Origin of the sequence: Nonomuraea sp. 3-1Str (genome assembly GCF_031570565.1) — a bacterium.
Lineage (GTDB): Bacteria > Actinomycetota > Actinomycetes > Streptosporangiales > Streptosporangiaceae > Nonomuraea.
Genome location: NZ_JALHBK010000008.1, coordinates 152,261 through 169,623 on the forward strand (window position 1 = coordinate 152,261; position 17,363 = coordinate 169,623).

The 17,363-nt window shown below is 73.5% G+C and carries 14 protein-coding genes; 6 read left to right on the forward strand and 8 right to left on the reverse strand.

Annotation, left to right across the window (positions count from 1 at the left end; all coding sequences use genetic code 11):
* The first annotated feature begins 24 nt into the window (after positions 1 to 24).
* Positions 25 to 558, forward strand: a complete 534-nt coding sequence (locus MTP10_RS15725) for a hypothetical protein (RefSeq protein ID WP_310709990.1) — start codon at positions 25 to 27, stop codon at positions 556 to 558.
* Between the two features lie 13 nt (positions 559 to 571).
* On the opposite strand, the gene MTP10_RS15730 is transcribed toward MTP10_RS15725, so the two are convergent.
* The 4 genes from MTP10_RS15730 to MTP10_RS15745 all read right to left on the reverse strand — a co-directional run bounded on the left by MTP10_RS15730 (position 572) and on the right by MTP10_RS15745 (position 6,119).
* Positions 572 to 3,373, reverse strand: coding sequence for an FAD-binding and (Fe-S)-binding domain-containing protein (locus MTP10_RS15730; RefSeq protein WP_310709993.1), 2,802 nt, complete (start codon positions 3,371 to 3,373; stop codon positions 572 to 574).
* 50 nt (positions 3,374 to 3,423) lie between these two features.
* Positions 3,424 to 4,284, reverse strand: a complete 861-nt coding sequence (locus MTP10_RS15735) for a fumarylacetoacetate hydrolase family protein (RefSeq protein WP_310709994.1) — start codon at positions 4,282 to 4,284, stop codon at positions 3,424 to 3,426.
* A gap of 134 nt (positions 4,285 to 4,418) precedes the next feature.
* Entirely contained in the window at positions 4,419 to 5,216 is a 798-nt protein-coding gene (locus MTP10_RS15740; protein ID WP_310709996.1) for an IclR family transcriptional regulator, read from the reverse strand.
* A 108-nt stretch (positions 5,217 to 5,324) separates the two neighbouring features.
* Positions 5,325 to 6,119, reverse strand: a complete 795-nt coding sequence (locus MTP10_RS15745) for a methyltransferase domain-containing protein (protein ID WP_310709998.1) — start codon at positions 6,117 to 6,119, stop codon at positions 5,325 to 5,327.
* A gap of 258 nt (positions 6,120 to 6,377) precedes the next feature.
* Between MTP10_RS15745 and MTP10_RS15750 the strand changes: the two genes are divergently transcribed.
* The gene (locus tag MTP10_RS15750; RefSeq protein WP_310710000.1) at positions 6,378 to 6,725 is read left to right on the forward strand and encodes an MmcQ/YjbR family DNA-binding protein; all 348 of its coding nucleotides are present in this window, start codon (positions 6,378 to 6,380) and stop codon (positions 6,723 to 6,725) included.
* A 40-nt stretch (positions 6,726 to 6,765) separates the two neighbouring features.
* Here the strand turns inward: MTP10_RS15750 and MTP10_RS15755 are convergent, their stop codons facing one another.
* Positions 6,766 to 7,809: a hypothetical protein gene (locus tag MTP10_RS15755; RefSeq protein WP_310710002.1), complete on the reverse strand. Its 1,044-nt coding sequence runs from the start codon at positions 7,807 to 7,809 to the stop codon at positions 6,766 to 6,768.
* Between the two features lie 133 nt (positions 7,810 to 7,942).
* Between MTP10_RS15755 and MTP10_RS15760 the strand changes: the two genes are divergently transcribed.
* Entirely contained in the window at positions 7,943 to 10,249 is a 2,307-nt protein-coding gene (locus MTP10_RS15760; RefSeq protein ID WP_310710004.1) for a transglycosylase domain-containing protein, read from the forward strand.
* A gap of 35 nt (positions 10,250 to 10,284) precedes the next feature.
* Complete coding sequence (locus MTP10_RS15765; protein ID WP_310710006.1) at positions 10,285 to 11,232, forward strand: DUF2218 domain-containing protein; 948 nt, start codon at positions 10,285 to 10,287, stop codon at positions 11,230 to 11,232.
* Between the two features lie 45 nt (positions 11,233 to 11,277).
* On the opposite strand, the gene MTP10_RS15770 is transcribed toward MTP10_RS15765, so the two are convergent.
* Positions 11,278 to 13,782 (reverse strand): ATP-dependent Clp protease ATP-binding subunit, encoded by a 2,505-nt coding sequence (locus MTP10_RS15770; RefSeq protein WP_310710008.1) that lies wholly within the window; start codon positions 13,780 to 13,782, stop codon positions 11,278 to 11,280.
* A 126-nt stretch (positions 13,783 to 13,908) separates the two neighbouring features.
* The gene (locus MTP10_RS15775; RefSeq protein ID WP_310710010.1) at positions 13,909 to 14,553 is read right to left on the reverse strand and encodes an SDR family oxidoreductase; all 645 of its coding nucleotides are present in this window, start codon (positions 14,551 to 14,553) and stop codon (positions 13,909 to 13,911) included.
* A gap of 22 nt (positions 14,554 to 14,575) precedes the next feature.
* Between MTP10_RS15775 and MTP10_RS15780 the strand changes: the two genes are divergently transcribed.
* Positions 14,576 to 15,268 (forward strand): HAD family hydrolase, encoded by a 693-nt coding sequence (locus tag MTP10_RS15780; protein ID WP_310710011.1) that lies wholly within the window; start codon positions 14,576 to 14,578, stop codon positions 15,266 to 15,268.
* 90 nt (positions 15,269 to 15,358) lie between these two features.
* On the forward strand, positions 15,359 to 16,783 hold the full coding sequence (gndA, locus tag MTP10_RS15785) for an NADP-dependent phosphogluconate dehydrogenase (RefSeq protein ID WP_310710013.1): 1,425 nt from the start codon (positions 15,359 to 15,361) through the stop codon (positions 16,781 to 16,783).
* A 133-nt stretch (positions 16,784 to 16,916) separates the two neighbouring features.
* Here the strand turns inward: gndA and MTP10_RS15790 are convergent, their stop codons facing one another.
* Positions 16,917 to 17,309, reverse strand: coding sequence for a VOC family protein (locus MTP10_RS15790; RefSeq protein WP_310710015.1), 393 nt, complete (start codon positions 17,307 to 17,309; stop codon positions 16,917 to 16,919).
* Positions 17,310 to 17,363: the final 54 nt, after the last annotated feature.

Genomic DNA, 17,363 nt, shown 5'->3' on the forward strand with positions numbered 1-17,363 from the left:
GGGCCGCGGGTAGAGTCGGCGGCGATGACGAAGCACACGATCACTCCCCCCGCCGCCGCCATCCTGGGTGAGGCCCACGTCTGCGACTGCGGCGAGCAGCTGCCCACCCGCATGAGCGCCGAGGTGCACGCCGCCGAGACCGGGCAGTGCACCGTCTGCCTGGGGTCCGCGGAGGAGCAGGTGGCGCCGGGGTTCGCGCCGGGCCTGACCCGGGGCTGCACGTCGTGCGCCGCTACCGGCCGGCGGCGCGAGCAGGTCATCTGGCAGCTCGCCCACACCGAAGCCGAGCAGCTCATCACGATGAGCGTCGTCCGGGACGTCGTGGCGGGCTTCGACGGGCCGTTCCACCTGTCAGAGGTGGCCGACGCGGTCCGCGCCGGGCTGGGCGTCCAGGCGGGCCGCCTCCCGGTGGGGCCGAGGGTGCGCGACCTGCTGCTGGCCCTCCAGGCCGACGGCGAGATCACCATGCTGTCGGCCCCCGACGAGCTGCTGGCCGGCACCGACGTGGTCCTCTACCGCGACCCCCGGTGGCAGCGCGCCCGCACCCTCGGAATGTGACCATGCGGCTGCGTCATGCCGTGACCTGGTCGAGAAGCTCGATGAGGTGGTGGTAGGGCTTCCCGGTGGCGCGGGTCAGGCCCAGCTCGCAGGTGCGGTTGACGGAGGCGTGGGCGGTGAAGTCGCCGCTCGTGACCGAGGCGGCCTCGGCCCGGGTGGCGGAGGCGGTCAGCTCCGGGTGGAGCAGGCCGCGGTCGCCGGCGAAGGCGCAGCACTGCCAGCCGTCGGGGACGACGACCTGCTCGGCGACCGCCTCGGCGACACGGCGGATGGCCGCGTCGAGGCCGAGCCGGGTCGAGGAGCAGGTGGGGTGCAGGGCGAGCGAGGCCAGGCGGCGGCCTTCGGGCAGGCCCGGCAGCACATGGTCCGCCACGAACGTCACCGCGTCGAGCACCTGGGCGGCGGGCGAGGCCGTGGCGGCGAGCCGTTCGAAGCCCTCGGTGCAGGAGGCGGCGTCGCTGACGACCGGGATGCCTCCCCCGCCGGTGGCCGCCGCGAGCGAGTCGCGGACGCGGCGGGCCATCACGTCGTGGCCTCGGGTGAAGCCCTTGGACGACCACGGGGTGCCGCAGCACAGGCTCGCTATGTCCGTGGGCACGTGCAGCCGCACGCCCGCCCGCTCGGCGAGCCTGAGCAGCGCGGCCATCACGCCCGGCCCGCCGTCCGCCGGGGCGAACAGGGTGTTCAGGCAGGACGGCACGTAGACCGCGTCGGCGCCGGCGGCGGGTGCGGCCCTGCGCCGGGTTCCGCCCTTGGGCAGGTCGCGGCTCCACTGGGGGACGGCGTCGGCCCCGGCGACCGCGCGGGCGGCCCGTGCGGTGCCCTCGACGAGCCCGGCCGGCGCGGCCCCGGCCACGTCCATCGCCAGGTCGAGGGTGCGCGTCACGGCGCCCCAGTGATCGGCGGCGGCCTTCCAGCCCGCCTGCGCGGCGCGGCCGTGCCGCTCGCCGCGCAGCCGCTTGGTGAGGTCTCCGGTGTTGATGAGGACGGGGCAGGCCGTTGCGCACATGCCGTCCACGGCACAGGTGTCGACGGCGTCGTAGCCGTACTCCTCCTCCAGCTCCCGCGCGAGGGCGTGGTCCCCGCGGGCGTGGGCGGCGGCGAGCTCGCGGCGCAGCACGATGCGCTGGCGCGGGGTGGTGGTGAGGTCGCGGCTGGGGCAGACGGGCTCGCAGTAGCCGCACTCGACACACCGGTCGACCTCGGGCTCGACGGTGACGACGGTCTTGAGGTCACGCAGGTGGGCCCGCGGGTCGTCGGTGAGGACGACGCCGGGGTTGAGCGTGCCGCCGGGGTCGCAGAGCCGTTTGACCTCGCGCATCACGTCGTACAGCTCGTCGCCGTACTGGCGGCGGACGAACGGCGCCATGACGCGGCCGGTGCCGTGCTCGGCCTTGAGCGTGCCGCCGCGGTCGAGGACGGCGGCGACCATGTCCTCGGTGAAGTCGGCGTAGCGCTCCAGGTCCGCGCCGAAGCGCTCGTTGAGCATGAAGTGCAGGTTGCCGTCTTTGGCGTGGCCGAAGATGACGCTGCGCTCGTAGTGGTGCTTGGCGAACAGCTCGGTCAGGTCGTCGCAGAGGTCGGCCAGGGCCGGCACGGGGACGGCGACGTCCTCCAGCAGGGCCGTCGTGCCGCTGGGGCGGGCCCCGGCGACGGAGGCGTACAGCCCCTTGCGGATGTGCCACAGCGCGGCGCGGCCGCCGGTGTCCCTGCTCAGCCGCGCCGGGGCGGCGAGCTCCAGCTCGGCGAACGCCTGCCCGGCCGCGCGCTCGTGCTCGGCCAGCACGTCGACGTCCGACTCCTGCCACTCCACGAGCAGCGCCGCGTGCCGGTCCACGGTCAGCGCGCGCAGGACGTCGTCGGCCCGCGGGTCGGTCTGCGCCACCCGCAGGGACTCGGCGTCCAGCAGCTCGACGGCGGCGGGGCCGGCGGCGACGAGCCGCGGCAGCGCCGCCGTCGCGGCGCGCAGCGTGGGCAGGATGAGCAGGCCGGTGGCGGCCTGGCGGTGCGCCGGGACGGTGCGCAGGACCGCTTCGGCGACGAAGGCGAGCGTGCCCTCGCTGCCGATGACCAGGTGGGCGAGGATCTGCGCGGGCGAGGTGTGGTCGAGGAAGCTGTTGAGCCCGTACCCCATGGTGTTCTTCAACGAGAACTGCCCGGTGATGCGGCGCACCGAGCCGGCGTCGCCGCGGACGCGGTCGCGCAGCCGTTCCAGGCCCTCGGCCAGCTCGGGTTCGAGCGCCCGCAGCCGGGCGTCGGCGTCGGGGGCGGCGGTGTCGACGACGGTGCCGCTGGGCAGCACCAGCACCATCGACTCCAGGGTCTGGTACGTGTTGGCGTGCGTGCCGCAGGTCATGCCGCTGGAGTTGTTGGCGACGACGCCGCCGATCGTGCACGCCGACTCGCTGGCCGGGTCGGGGCCCAGCTTGCGGCCGTACGGGGCGAGCCGGGCGTTGACCTGGCGCAGCACGGCGCCCGGCTGCACCCGCACGCGGGCGCCGCCGTCGAGCACCTCGATGTCGCGGAAGTGCCGCCGGGTGTCGACCAGCAGGTGCTCGCTGACCCCCTGCCCGCTGAGGCTGGTGCCGCCGGAGCGGAACGTCAGGGGCAGGCCCGTGCGCATCAGCGCGGCCACCTGCCCCGCGTTCTCGGGCACCAGGACGGCCTGCGGGGTGAGCAGGTAGTGGGAGGCGTCGTGGGCCATGCCCAGCCGGTCGCTCGCCCGTGACCGGGTGATCGCCGGCACGGCGTTCTCCACGGCCGCCAGGACGGCGGGGTCGGGGGCGCGCAGCCGCCGCGGTTCAGGGTCGGTCACAGTCGTGCTCATTTCCAGGGGTGGTTCTCGTCGCCGTGTCGACCGGGGTCCTATCTCGGGCCCACGACGTTCTGGCGCTGGCTGCCGAGTCCCTCGACGCCCAGCTCCATCACGTCGCCCGGCCGCAGCCAGACCTGCGGCCTGAAGCCCATGCCGACGCCCGGCGGGGTGCCGGTGTTGATGAGGTCGCCGGGCTCCAGCACCATGAACTGGCTCAGGTGATGGACGATGACGTACGGATCGAAGATCATCGTCTTGGTGGTGCCGGTCTGCCGCCGGACCCCGTTGACGTCCAGCCACATGCCGAGGTTCTTGACGTCGGCGATCTCGTCCGGGGTGACGAGCCAGGGGCCGGCCGGGTTGAAGGTCTCGGCGGACTTGCCCTTGGACCACTGGCCGCCGCGCTCCATCTGGAAGGCCCGCTCGCTGACGTCGTTGACGACGCAGTACCCGGCGATGGCGGCCGCGGCCTCCTCCACCGAGTCCAGGTACGAGGTGCGCCTGCCGATCACGATGCCCAGCTCGACCTCCCAGTCGGGTTTGGTGGACCCGCGCGGGATGCGCACGTCGTCGTACGGGCCGACGAGCGTGTTGGGCGACTTGGTGAACAGGATCGGCTCGTCCGGCACGGCCTGGCCGGTCTCGGCGGCGTGGTCGCTGTAGTTGAGGCCGATGCAGAGGATCTGGTGCGGGCGGGCGATGGGCGGGCCCACGCGCTCGCCGGCGAACTCACGGGTGTGACCCGCGGCGATCCGCTCGGCCACCGGCCCGGCCAGCAGAGCGGCGCCGCCCGCGCCGAAGAACTTCTCGTCGAAGTCGGGCGTGAGGTCGGAGACGTCGACGTAGCGGGCGTCGTCCACGCGGACGACGGGCTTCTCGGCGCCGGGCGCGCCGATGCGCATGAGGTACAAGGTGATCTCTCCGTGGGTTCAGGATCGGGACGACGGCGTCACGCGGCGCGCCTGGCCGGGCGGCGCGCGGTGGACCGGGACGGGCGCCGGGATGGGCGCCGGGATGGGCGTCGTGCGGTGCGCCGGGGTGGGCGTCATGTGGCCCGCCTGCCGGAGACGATGGCCTGGATGGCGGGCAGGTCGTCGACGAGCCGCCGCAGCGGCGTGCGGTAGGCCAGGCCGCTGACGCTGACGGCGCCGCTGGGCACCGTGGGCGAGGTCAGGTAGGCCGGGACCGCGACGCAGTTGACGCCGGGCTCGTTCTCCTGGTCGTCCACGGCGTAGCCCTGCTCGCGGATGCGGACCAGCTCGGCGTGCAGCTCTCCGACCGTGCCGATCGAGCGCTCGGTGGGCCGTTCCAGCCGCCGGCCGGCGACCCAGCCGCGTACCGCGTCCTCGTCGCGCAGGGCGTCGGCGAGCAGCATCTTGCCGACGGCGGTGCAGTGCGCCGGGTTGCGGCCCCCCACGACCGAGGTCAGCCGCACCGCGCCGGCGGGCGGGTCGAGCTTGGAACGGTAGACGACCGAGGCGCCGTCCAGCACGGCGTAGTGCGCCGTCTCGCCGTAGCGCTCGCACAGCGCCTGGAGGACCGGGGTGATCCTGACGTGGTCCGGCCGGGCCTCGTGGTGCTCGAAGGCCATCCGCAGGAACTCGTCGCCGAGCACGTAGCGGCCGTGGCTGTTCCTGGACGCGAACCCGGCGCGGCGCAGCGAGGCCAGGGCACGGTGGACGGTCGGCTTGGGGCTGGCCACGGCGCGCGCCATCTCCTCCAGGGCGATCCCGTCGGGATGCCGGGCCAGCTCGGCCAGCACCGCCAGCACACGATCGGCTCCGACGAGCCGGGGCTCGGCGTCGCTCGCCGCGTCGGCAAGGCCGGTCACCACGTCGGACATATTCCGGATATTAGACCATCGTTCCGAAATCTGGAAGCTCACCCGAATCGCCACCCCGCCCGGCGCTCGAACCGGGTGGAGCTGCGGCGAGCCGGGGGTGGCGGGGGGTCAGGCGCGGCAGAGGATCTCGCCGTGCAGGACGGACAGCCAGCCGTCCTCGGCCGCCGCCCACTCGCGCCACCCGTCGGACATGCGGCGCAGGTCGTCGCGGGTGGCGGCGCCGGTGGCCAGGGCCTGGTCGGCCAAGGCGGAGCTGAGGACGCGCTCCGCCCACATGCCGCCCCACCACGCGCGGTCCTCCGGCGTGGCGAAGCACCAGGTGGACGAGGTGGCCGTCACGTCCTCGAACCCGGCCGCCCGCGCCCACGACAGCAGCCGCCGCCCGGCGTCCGGCTCGCCGCCGTTGCCCCGCGCGACCCGCTGGTAGAGGGCCATCCAGTCGTCGAGCGCCGGCACCCGGGGGTACCAGGTGAAGGCCGCGTAGTCACTGTCGCGCGCCGCCACGAACCCGGTGGGCTTGGCCACGCGCCGCATCTCGCGCAGCGCCCGCACCGGGTCGCCCACGTGCTGGAGCACCTGGTGGGCGTGGACGACGCAGAACGTGTCGTCCGGGAAGTCCAGCGCGTGCACGTCGGTCACGGCGAAGCCGGCGTTGGCGACGCCGCGGGCGGCCAGCTCCGCCTTGGTGATCTCCAGCGCCTCGGGGGTCACCTCGGACGCGGTCACGTGCCCCACCCTGGACGCCAGGTCGGCGGTGATGGTTCCCGGCCCGCTGCCCACGTCGAGCACCGTCATGTGCGGCTTCAGCCACGGCAGCAGGTACGCCGCCGAGTTCTCGGCGGTGCGCCACCGGTGCGAGCGCAGCACGGACTCGTGGTGGCCGTGCGTGTATACGGCGTCCATCAGAACTCCTTCGTCCCCGTCCGGCCCCATGACCGGCCCGACGCGACAACCGTAGCTGCTGTCTCATGATGAGAGAAGATTCGTCTCGTCATACGAGATATCAGAGGAAGGCGACGCCCCGGCCGCCCCCTCCGGTCCTGTCCGGCCGTCGCGGCGGCCGCCGGCGTCGGGGCGGGTGGATCGACGGGCGGATCGTCGGGTGGATTGTCGGGTGGATTGTCGGGTGGATTGTCGGTGGGGGTCGCTAGGGTGGGTGGCATGGTGACGGTCGAGGACGTACGGCGGCTCGCGTCCACCCTGCCCCGGTCGTCGGAGCACCTCATCAGGGATCGGGTGAAGTTCCGGGTGGGGTCGATCGTCTACGTCGCGTTCTCGCGTGACGAGACCGTGATGGGCTTCGCGTTCCCCAAGGAGGAGCGAGAGGCGCTGGTGGCCGCCGAGCCGGACACGTTCCTGATGCCGGACGAGCGCGACCTGCGGTATCACTGGGTGCTCGTCCGGATGGCGGCCATCGACCTCGACGAGATGCGGGAGCTGGTCGTCGAGGCGTGGCGGATGGTCGTGCCGAAGAAGGTCTACGCCGCGTACGCAGCCGGCGTCCGCTGACCCCGCGCGCTCCCCGTGACGGCCGCCCGCGGGGAGGGCCTCAGCTCAGGCCGCGGTACAGGTCCGCGGTCAGGCGCGTGACGCGGCGCACCGAGGAGCTCCACGTGCCGCCCGCCGGGTGCGCCGTCAGGACCGCCAGCACGTACCTGTCGTCCTTGCCCGCCAGGCCGGTCGTGTGCAGGACCGGCCGTCCCAGGTCCGGCACCCCGGAGCCGCGGGCGCGCAGCGGCCCGGCTGAGGTCGAAGCGTCCCGCGCCACGGCCGAGGCCCCCTGCGCCGCGGCCGGGACCGAGGCCGGCGCCCCCTGCGCCACGGCCGAGTCCGGCCCGCCCAGGGTCACGGCCGAGGCCGACGGGGCGTGGGTCGCCGGGGGTGCTGACGAGGCGGCGCAGCGTACGGGCGGCACCGACCCGAAGCCCGACCAGCCCTGCTTGACCGCCCACGGCCGGGGCACGGCGCGCGGGATGCCGAAGTACTGGTCGAAGCCGTCGCTGCCGCACGGCGTGGCGGCCCGCAGATGGCCGAGGATCGTGTCGCGGACCCGCGGCGCGGCCCGGTCGAGCAGGTAACGGTAGACGCGGACCACGTCGTACGCGCTGAGCGAGGTGTACCCCCAGAAGCCGGGCTTGGAGGCGGGCGGCGGAGCCGTGTCGGACAGCCCGAGCCGGCGCGCCTGCCGCGTGATGACGGCGCCCTTGCCGGCCCGGTCCCACAGCGTCGAGGCGGCGTCGTCGTCGCTGGAGCGCAACATGATCTTCAGCAGGCGGGCGTCGGCCGGCGCGACGGTCCTGCGGGACTCCAGGTAGTCGATGGCGAGCAGGATCTTCACCACCGAGGCCGAGCGGAACGCCCGGTGGGCGTTCCTGGTGGCCACGATCCGCCCCGTGCCACCGGCCTTCCGGTCGAACACCACCCAGGCGGCCGTGGTCCCGGCCGGCACCACGGGCGGCACCACCGACGTGCGGGAGACCGCCGCAGCGGCGGACGCGGAGGGGAGGGCGGAGGCGGCGGCGGGCGGGGCCGACACGCAGCCCGCGGCGAGGGGGACGGCCGCCGCCACGGCGGCCCACGGCTTGATGCGCATCCGCCATACCTACCAGAACAGCCGCAACCACCGAAGATCGCGGCCCACGAGCTGCGGTGATATCAGGTTCCGTATGACGCGGCCGGTGGCGCAGTCTTGGACAGGCGGAGCCGGTTGTGGTCGGATGACCGCCATGCCCCAAGAGAACACCACGCGGAGCCATGCCCGGCTGACAGGCCTCGTCCGCCTGACCGGTGCGGCGGTGGCCGCAGGCGTCCTGGTCGCGGCCATCGCGCTGCCCGCCGTGGGCGGCTCCGGCGCGGTGGTGGTCTCGGCGGCCGAGGAGCTCGGCCTGCGGCCGATGGAGCTGGAGGAGCCGCCGCTGCCGCAGGCGTCCACGGTGTACGACGCCAAGGGCGGCCGGATCGCCCAGTTCTTCGCCCAGGACCGCAAGGTGGTGCGGCTGGACCAGATCTCCGAGATCATGCGCAAGGCGATCGTCGCCATCGAGGACGACCGCTTCTACCAGCACGGCGCGATCGACATCGAGGGCACCGTGCGTGCCCTGGCCAAGAACCTCAGCTCCGGCGGCGTGAGCCAGGGCGGCTCCAGCATCACCCAGCAGTACGTCAAGCAGGTGCTGCTCAACTCGGCCGACACCGAGGAGGGCAAGGAGAAGGCGCTGGAGGCCAGCTACGCCCGCAAGCTCAACGAGCTGCGCTACGCCATGGGCGTGGAGGAGAAGTACACCAAGGACGAGATCCTGGCCAAGTACCTCAACATCGCCTACTTCGGGGCGGGCGCGAACGGTGTGGAGGCGGCGGCCCGGCGCTTCTTCGGCGTGTCCGCGGCCCGGCTGAACCTGTCGCAGGCGGCGACCCTGGCCGGCGCCGTCCAGAACCCTAACCTCACCGACCCGGCCACCGGTGCGAAGGCGCGCAAGCTGCTGCTGGAGCGGCGCAACACGGTGCTCGGCCGGATGGCGGAGCTCGGCGTGATCACGCCCGAGCAGGCGGCGGAGGCCAAGACGGCCAAGCTCGGTTACAAGGGCATCCGCCAGCCCAACGGCTGCCAGGCCAGCTCGTATCCGTACTTCTGCGAGTACGTCCGGTACGAGCTGCTGACGAACAAGGCGTTCGGCAAGACGCAGCGCGCCCGCGAGGAGGCGTTCCGCCGGGGCGGCCTGCGGATCACCACGAGCCTCGACCCCAAGGCGCAGGTCGCCGCGGACAAGGCCGTCAAGAAGTACGTGCACGCCTCCGACCGGGCGCTGGCCTCGGAGGCGCTGGTCCAGCCCGGCACCGGCATGATCAGGGCCATGGCGGCCAGCAGGCCGTTCGGCAGCGACACCAAGAAGGACGAGATCTCGTACAACCCGGTGGCCGACGTGCGGCACGGCGGGCTGGTCGGCTTCCAGGCGGGCTCGACGTTCAAGACGTTCACGCTCCTCACGGCGCTCAAGCAGGGCATGAAGATCGGCGACGGCATCAGCGTCGGCGCCGGCTACTCCGCGCCGTCCGCGTCCTCCTTCAAGAACTGCAAGGGCAACTCGATGGGCATCCCGTCGTGGACGGTCACCAACGACGAGGGCTCGGGCGGGTTCAAGACGCTGGCCACCGGCACGTGGGGGTCGGTGAACACGTTCTTCATGGCGCTGGAGCAGCGGGTCGGGCTGTGCGAGACCGTGCAGACGGCCAAGTCGCTGGGCATCCGGCGGGCCGACGGCAAGGACCTGCACGAGGTCGAGACGTTCACGCTCGGAATCAACGAGATGGACCCGGTGACGGTGGCGTCCGCCTACGCGGGCATCGCCGCCCGGGGCAAGTACTGCGCGCCGCTGGCCATCACCAAGGTCACCGACGTCGCCACCGGCCGGTCCACCTCGTACGCGCCGCAGTGCCGGCAGGCGCTGGACGCGGGCGTGGCCGACGCGGCGGCGAACGTGCTGTCCGGCGTGTTCACCCAGGGCACGATGCGCGGCGTCGGCGGCATCGGCCGGCCCGCGGCCGGCAAGACGGGCACCACCGACGGGTACGCCAGCGCGTGGTTCGCCGGGTTCACGCCGGACCTCGCGGGCGCGGTGAGCATCGGCGACCCGCGCGGCTCGCAGCGGTACAAGCTGACCGGGATCACCATCGGCGGCCAGTACTTCGGCTCGGTCCAGGGCGCCTCCGTGCCCGGCCCGATCTGGAAGGACACCATGATGGCGGCCCTGAAGGGGACGCCGGCGACGCCGTTCACGCCGGTGGACACGGCCCGCTTCGGCGGCTGCGGCTCCTCCTGCGCGCCGGTCCGCGAGCAGGCGCCGGACGACGACCAGGAGCCCGCGGACGACGACGGGGTCATCGACGACACCCAGATCGCGGACCTGCCCGGGGGCGGCACGGCCGGGCCCGGCAGCGAGGGCGAGACCGGCACCGAGGGTGGAACCGGCACCGAGGGCGAGACCGGCACCGGGCCCGAGCCCGGGGTGGTGCTCAGCCCCGACCCCCGGGGGTAGGTTGCCAGGGAGCCGCCTCTGACCGAAGGAGCCTGATGCCCATCTCGACGGCGTACGTCCCCACCGACCGCCCGGAGCGCTACATCAAGCAGCTCGTCTCCCACCTCGGGCGCAAGGCCACCACGACCCTGTCCACCGACGGCCGGGCGACCATCGCCCTCTCCCACGGGGAGTGCGTGCTGGCGCCGGCCGGGGGCGCCCTGGAGATGATCGCGACCGCGGCGGACGCGGAGGCGCTGGCCGGGGTCCAGGACGTCGTCACGCGGCACCTGCTGTGCTTCGCCACGCAGGAGGAGCTGCGCACCGAGTGGACGGAGCCGGTCGCGGGCGACGAGCTGGAGATCCTTTCCCCCGTCGCCGGCGACTACCTGCTCACGCACTGCACCCAGCCGGACGAGCTGCTCCGGGAGCTGGTGGCGCGGACCCGCGAGGCCACCGGCGGCGCCGCCGGCATGCAGATCTCGCATGACGAGGGCGCGTTCCTGTCCCTGCTCGTCCGCATGACGGGGGCCCGCCGGGCGATCGAGGTCGGGGTGTTCACCGGCTACTCCTCCCTCTGCGTCGCCCGCGCCCTGCCCAAGGACGGCCACCTGCTCGCCTGCGACGTGAGCGAGGAGTGGACGTCCATCGCCCGCGAGTACTGGGAGCGCGCGGGCGTGGCGGACCGCGTCGAGCTGCGGATCGGCCCGGCGCTCGACACGCTGCGCGCGCTGCCCGCCGAGCCGGTCTACGACTTCGCGTTCATCGACGCCGACAAGCCGAGCTACCCGGCCTACTACGAGGAGATCGTCTCCCGGCTGCGCCCGGGCGGGCTGATCGTGCTCGACAACGTCTTCCAGGGCGGCCGCGTGTTCGACCCGGCGTTCCAGGAGGCGAGCCAGGTGGCGATCCGGCAGGTGAACGAGCTGATCGCCCGGGACGAGCGGGTGGAGTCGGTGATGCTGCCGGTGCGCGACGGCGTCACGCTGGCCCGCAGGCGCTGACCACCCGCTCCACCCGCTCCACCCGCTCCGCCCGGGAGGGCGCGGTCAGGCGCCGACCGGCTCCGGGTTGTGGGCGCGCAGGGACAACCGGTCGTTCTCCACGTCCACCATCACCCGGCCGCCCTCGGCGACCTCGCCCGTCAGCAGCATCGCCGACAGCCGGTTGTCCAGCTCGCGCTGGATGGTGCGGCGCAGCGGCCGGGCGCCGAACTCGGGCTGGTGACCGCGCTCGGCCAGCCAGTCCACGGCCGCCGTGGAGACCTGGAGGTCGATGTCCTGGCCGCGCAGCCGCTGCCGGGTGCGCTCCAGCAGCAGCTCGACGATCTGCCGGAGCTCCTCGCGGTCCAGCCGCTTGAAGATGATCGTCTCGTCGATGCGGTTGAGCAGCTCGGGCCGCATGGAGTGCCGCAGCAGGTCCATGAGGCGCTCCTCCAGAGCGGAGCCGATCAGGGCGGGGTCGTCGCCCGAGTCGAGGATGAGCTGGGCGCCGATGTTGCTGGTCATGATGACGATCGTGTTGGTGAAGTCGACGGTGCGGCCCTGCCCGTCGGTCAGGCGGCCGTCGTCGAGCATCTGCAGCAGGATGTTGGTCACGTCGGGGTGGGCCTTCTCGATCTCGTCGAGCAGGAGCACCCCGTGCGGGCGGCGGCGGACGGCCTCGGTGAGCTGCCCGGCCTCCTCGTAGCCGACGTAGCCGGGAGGGGCGCCGACGAGCCGGGAGACCGTGTGGCGCTCTTGGTACTCGCTCATGTCCAGCCGGACCATGTGATCCTCGCCGCCGAACAGGGCCGCCGCCAGCGCGCGGGCCAGCTCGGTCTTGCCGACGCCGGTCGGCCCGAGGAACAGGAAGCTGCCGATCGGCCGGTGCGGGTCGGACAGCCCGGCGCGGGAGCGGCGGACCGCCTCGGCGATCGCGACGACCGCCTCGTCCTGGCCGACGACCCGCAGGTGCAGGTGCTCCTCCAGCCGCATCAGCCGTTCGCGCTCCTGCTCGGTGAGCTGGCGCACCGGGATTCCGGTCCGGCGGGAGACGATCTCGGCGACGTCCTCGGCCATGACCTGCGGCGCCTCGTCGCGTACCTGCCGGGCGCGCTCCAGCTCGGGGCGCAGCTTGCCCATCTCCGACGACAGCTCCTTGGCCCGGTCGAAGTCCTCGGCGGCCACGGCCTGGTCCTTGTCGCGGCGCAGCGCGTCGAGGCGCTCCTCCAGGTCCCGCACGTCGGTGCCGGGAGTACGGGCACGCAGCCGTACCCGGGCGGCGGCCTGGTCCATGAGGTCGATGGCCTTGTCCGGCAGGAACCGGTCGGGGATGTACCGGTCGGACAGGATGGCGGCGGCGTGCAGCGCCTCGTCGGTGATGCGCGCCTGGTGGTGGGCCTCGTAGGCGTCGCGCAGGCCGCGCAGGATCTCGATCGTCTCCTCGACGGTCGGCTCGGGGACGAGGATCGGCTGGAAGCGGCGTTCGAGGGCGGCGTCCTTCTCGACGTTCTTGCGGTACTCGTCGATCGTGGTGGCGGCGATGACGTGCAGCTCGCCGCGCGCGAGGGCGGGCTTGAGGATGTTGGCGGCGTCCATGCCGCCCTCGGCCGAGCCGGCGCCGACGAGCGTGTGCATCTCGTCGATGAACACGATCGTCCGGTCGGCCTGGGCGCGCACCTCGTCCACGACCTTCTTGACGCGCTCCTCGAACTCGCCCCGGAACTTCGTCCCGGCCACCATGCCGGTCAGGTCGAGCGCGACGACGCGGCGGTCCTTCAGCGGGTCGGGCACGTCGCCGTTCACGATGCGCTGCGCGATGCCCTCGACGATGGCGGTCTTGCCGACGCCGGGCTCGCCGATGAGCGCCGGATTGTTCTTGGTACGGCGCGACAGCACCTCCAGGGCCTGCTCGATCTCGTCCTCGCGGCCGACGACCGGGTCGATGCGGCCCTGGCGGGCCTCCTCGGTCAGGTCCCTGCCGAACTGGTCGAGCGACGGCGTGTCGCTCGCGGGGGCCCGGTCGGGCCGGCGTGGCTCGTCGCCGTACGCCATGGCGCGCTGGAGCTCCTGGACGGAGACGCCCTCCTCCTGGAGCAGCCGGGCGGCGCTGGAGCCGGGGTTGGCGGCGAGGGCGAGCAGGAGGTGCTCGGGGCCGATGTAGGAGGAGGCGAGGGCGCGGGCGATGCGCTGGGCGTCGAGGAGGGTGCGCTTGAGGCCCGGTGACAGCGTCGCGGGCGGCTCGCCGGCGGGCTCGCCGGGCGTGGCGGCGGCCTCGGCGCGTTCGCGCAGGCGCTCCACGTTGACGCCGGCCGCCTGGAGCAGGGCGCTGGTCCGGTCGGCCCGGGTCAGGGCGTCGAGCAGGTCGAGCACGCCGAGATCCTCGGCGCCGCGCCGCCCGGCGGTCTCCATGGCGTCGGCGAGGACCTGCCGGGCCGGCTCGCTGAGCAGCCTGCCGATGTCGACGCGCTGCACACTGGGCCGGGCAGGGGGCCACGCGTCGCCGAACATCCGTCCGGTGAGCTCCTCGAACCGCTTGAACGGGTCTCCCCCAAAGAGCGACATATCCGACATTACGGGTCCCTTCTCGCGCACTGAGGGAACCCTTAACCGGGGACGCCGCAAGCCAAAGCCAACCCCGCGCCGCCGAACGGCAAAACCCTGACGGCCCCGGACCCGCGGCTCGGCGCGGGAAGCGGCTCAGCGCACCGAGGCGATCGCCTCCGGGATCGGCGTGTCGCCGGAGACCAGCTCCAGGACCCGGCCGATCGCGGCCCGCTCGCGCAGCAGCTCGGCGAGCACGGCGGCCACGTCGTCGCGGGGCACCGTGCCGCGCGGCACCTCCGGCGCGAGCCGTACCCGGCCCGTGCCCGGCTCGTCGGTGAGCCCGCCCGGCCGGACGATCGTCCAGTCGAGCCCGCGGCGGCGCAGGTCCTCCTCGGCCGCGGTCTTGGCCGTGATGTACGCCGTCCAGACCTCGTCGCTTCCCGGCGCGGGCGGCCTGCCCGCGCCCATCGAGGAGACCTGCAGGAACCGGCGCACCCCCGCCCGCTCCGCCGCGTCGGCGAGCAGCACGGACGCGGCCCGGTCGACGGTGTCCTTGCGGGCCACGCCGCTGCCCGGCCCGGCCCCGGCGGCGAAGACCGCCGCGTCGGCGCCGTCGAGGATCGCCGCCAACTCCTCGACTCCGGCGCTCTCCAGATCACAGACCACGGCCCGCGCCCCGGTGGCCTCGACGTCGGCCACGTGCGCGGGGTTGCGCACCAGGCCGGTGGCGGCGCTCCCGAGCAGCCGCCCGAGCCGGAGCGCGATCTTCCCGTGACCGCCCGCGATGATGATCCTCATCCGCTCATGGTGTCATGGAAGCATGAGTGACTTCCCGCAGGCCCCCACCCCGGCGTTCCTGTTCGACCTCGACGGCACCCTGATCGACAGCGTGTACCAGCACGTGATCGCCTGGCGGCAGGCGCTGTCCGGGATGGGCATCGACCTGTCGGTGTGGCGGATCCACCGGCGGATCGGGATGAGCGGCGGGCTGTTCGTCAGCGCGCTGCTGCGGGAGACGGGGCTGAAGCTCAGCCAGGAGCAGATCGACGAGCTGCAGAACACCCACGCCGACGCCTACACCGAGCAGCTCCGCTCGGTCCGCCCGCTGCCCGGCGCCGCCGAGCTGCTGGCGGAGCTGTCCTCGCGCGGCGTGCCGTGGGCGATCGCCACCAGCGGCTACGCCCGTACGGCGCGGTCGGCGCTCGGCATGCTGGGCCTGCCGGAGGACACGCCGATGGTCACCCGCGACCTGGTACGCCGCGCCAAGCCGGACCCTGACCTGTTCCTGGCCGGTGCGGCGCTGCTCGACGTCGATCCGGCGCATGCGATGGTGGTGGGAGACAGCGTCTGGGACCTGCTCGCCGCCCGAAGGGCGGGCGCGCTCGGGATCGGGCTCCTGTCCGGCGGGTACGGCAGGGACGAGCTTGAGCGCACGGGAGCCTTCCGGGTGTACGCCGATCCGGCGGACATGCTCGACAGGCTGGACGAGCTCGGCGTGCGCGGCACCGACTGAGCGGGTGCGGCCCGGAGCGATCGGCGTGGCGGGAATATCCGGTCGAACTGACGAGGCTTGACCGTGCGTATCCCCGATAGAGGAGCTGAAATGGACTTGGCAGACATCGGCGTCACCGGTCTGGCGACCATGGGACGCAACCTGGCCCGCAACCTGGCCAGGCACGGCTACGCGGTGGCCGTGCACAACCGTTCCACCAGCCGCACGCAGCAACTGGTCAAGGAGTTCGGCGGCGAGGGCACGTTCGTCCCCGCCGAGGAGCTCTCCGGCTTCGTGGCCTCCCTGAAGCGGCCCCGGCGGGCGATCATCATGGTGAAGGCCGGTGCGGGGACCGACGCGGTGATCGACCAGCTCGCGGAGCTGATGGAGCCCGGCGACATGATCGTCGACGGCGGCAACGCGCACTTCGCCGACACCCGGCGGCGCGAGGCCGCGCTGCGTGAGAAGGGCATCCACTTCGTCGGCACCGGCATCTCCGGCGGCGAGGAGGGCGCGCTCAACGGGCCGAGCATCATGCCGGGCGGCTCCACGGAGTCGTGGGAGGCGCTCGGGCCGATCCTGCAGGACATCTCGGCCAAGGTCGACGGCGTGCCGTGCGCGGTGCACGTGGGCCCCGACGGCGCCGGGCACTTCGTCAAGATGGTGCACAACGGCATCGAGTACTCCGACATGCAGCTCATCGCCGAGTCGTACGACCTGCTGCGGCAGGCGCTCGGCGCGACCCCGGCCGAGCTGGCCGAGGTGTTCCGTGAGTGGAACCGGGGCGAGCTGGACTCGTACCTCATCGGGATCACCGCCGAGGTGCTGGAGCAGGTCGACGCGGCCACCGGCAAGCCGTTCGTGGACGTGGTGGTCGACCAGGCCGAGCAGAAGGGCACAGGCCGCTGGACCGTGCAGAGCGCCCTCGACCTGGGCGTGCCGGTCACCGGCATCGCCGAGGCGGTCTTCGCCCGCGCCCTGTCGGGCCACCCCGAGCAGCGCGCCGCCGCCGCGGGCCTGGAGGGGCCGAAGCTGTCGGGCGTCGGCGGGCGCGAGCTGATCGAGGACGTGCGGCAGGCCCTGTACGCGTCCAAGATCGTCGCGTACGCGCAGGGCTTCGACCAGATGGCCGCCGCCTCCAAGGAGTACGGCTGGGACCTCGACCTGGGCGCGATGGCCACCATCTGGCGGGGCGGGTGCATCATCCGGGCCAAGTTCCTCGACCGGATCCGCTCGGCCTACGACGCCGACCCGGCGCTGCCGACGCTGCTCGCGGACCCGACGTTCGCGGCGGCGCTCAACGTGGCGCAGGACGCCTGGCGGCGGGTGGTCACCACGGCCGTCCAGATCGGCGTGCCCACGCCGGGCTTCTCCTCGGCGCTCGCCTACTACGACGGGCTGCGCCGCGACCGGCTGCCGGCGGCGCTGGTGCAGGGGCTGCGCGACTTCTTCGGCGCGCACACGTACCTGCGGGTGGACCAGGAGGGCGCCTTCCACACGGACTGGTCGGGCGACCGCGCCGAGCACCCGGCGTAACCGTACGGCTCGACCTCGGGTGCCGGACGCGCCGCGTCCGGCGGGCTCAGGGCCGGGCGGGCCGGGTCTGGCGGGACCCGGCCCGTCGCTGTGCCGTCCCGGCGCCCCCGCCGGGTCTTCGTCCTCGGAGCGATCAGGCCGCCGAGACGCAGAAGGGGTGGCCCTCGGGGTCGGTGAACACCGTCCACTCGTCCTCGCCCGGCTGGAAGTCCGGCACGGACGCGCCCAGGGCGACCAGCTCCCCACGGGCGGCGCCGACGTCCGGCACCTGGAAGTCCAGGTGGAGGTGCTTGTCGCCGCCCGGCCAGCCGGGGCCGCCGCCGTAGCCGTCCACCCGCTGGAAGGCCAGCGTCACGGGTCCGCCCTCGACGGTGGCGTAGTCGGCGTCGCCCTGGCCGAGCCGCCAGCCGGTGGCCTTGGCGTAGAAGGCGGCGAGCGCGGCCGGGTCGGCGCAGTCGAAAATGATCGTGGAAAGAGTCGTCATGCGGCCCAGCCTGCCGGTCGCGGACGCCACGGTCTTGAACATCCTTGCACCCCGGCCACGCCGCCGGGATTGTCGTACCCGGGGCGTAGCGTGCCG

Excerpts from the sequence above, each read along its gene's own strand:
- MTP10_RS15770 (WP_310710008.1), bottom strand. The coding sequence starts at position 13,782 with ATGTCGGATATGTCGCTCTTTGGGGGAGACCCGTTCAAGCGGTTCGAG.
- gndA (WP_310710013.1), top strand. The coding sequence starts at position 15,359 with ATGGACTTGGCAGACATCGGCGTCACCGGTCTGGCGACCATGGGACGC.
- MTP10_RS15765 (WP_310710006.1), top strand. The coding sequence starts at position 10,285 with ATGCCCATCTCGACGGCGTACGTCCCCACCGACCGCCCGGAGCGCTAC.
- MTP10_RS15775 (WP_310710010.1), bottom strand. The coding sequence starts at position 14,553 with ATGAGGATCATCATCGCGGGCGGTCACGGGAAGATCGCGCTCCGGCTC.
- MTP10_RS15755 (WP_310710002.1), bottom strand. The coding sequence starts at position 7,809 with ATGCGCATCAAGCCGTGGGCCGCCGTGGCGGCGGCCGTCCCCCTCGCC.
- MTP10_RS15760 (WP_310710004.1), top strand. The coding sequence starts at position 7,943 with ATGCCCCAAGAGAACACCACGCGGAGCCATGCCCGGCTGACAGGCCTC.
- MTP10_RS15745 (WP_310709998.1), bottom strand. The coding sequence starts at position 6,119 with ATGGACGCCGTATACACGCACGGCCACCACGAGTCCGTGCTGCGCTCG.
- MTP10_RS15725 (WP_310709990.1), top strand. The coding sequence starts at position 25 with ATGACGAAGCACACGATCACTCCCCCCGCCGCCGCCATCCTGGGTGAG.
- MTP10_RS15750 (WP_310710000.1), top strand. The coding sequence starts at position 6,378 with ATGGTGACGGTCGAGGACGTACGGCGGCTCGCGTCCACCCTGCCCCGG.
- MTP10_RS15790 (WP_310710015.1), bottom strand. The coding sequence starts at position 17,309 with ATGTTCAAGACCGTGGCGTCCGCGACCGGCAGGCTGGGCCGCATGACG.
- MTP10_RS15780 (WP_310710011.1), top strand. The coding sequence starts at position 14,576 with ATGAGTGACTTCCCGCAGGCCCCCACCCCGGCGTTCCTGTTCGACCTC.
- MTP10_RS15740 (WP_310709996.1), bottom strand. The coding sequence starts at position 5,216 with ATGTCCGACGTGGTGACCGGCCTTGCCGACGCGGCGAGCGACGCCGAG.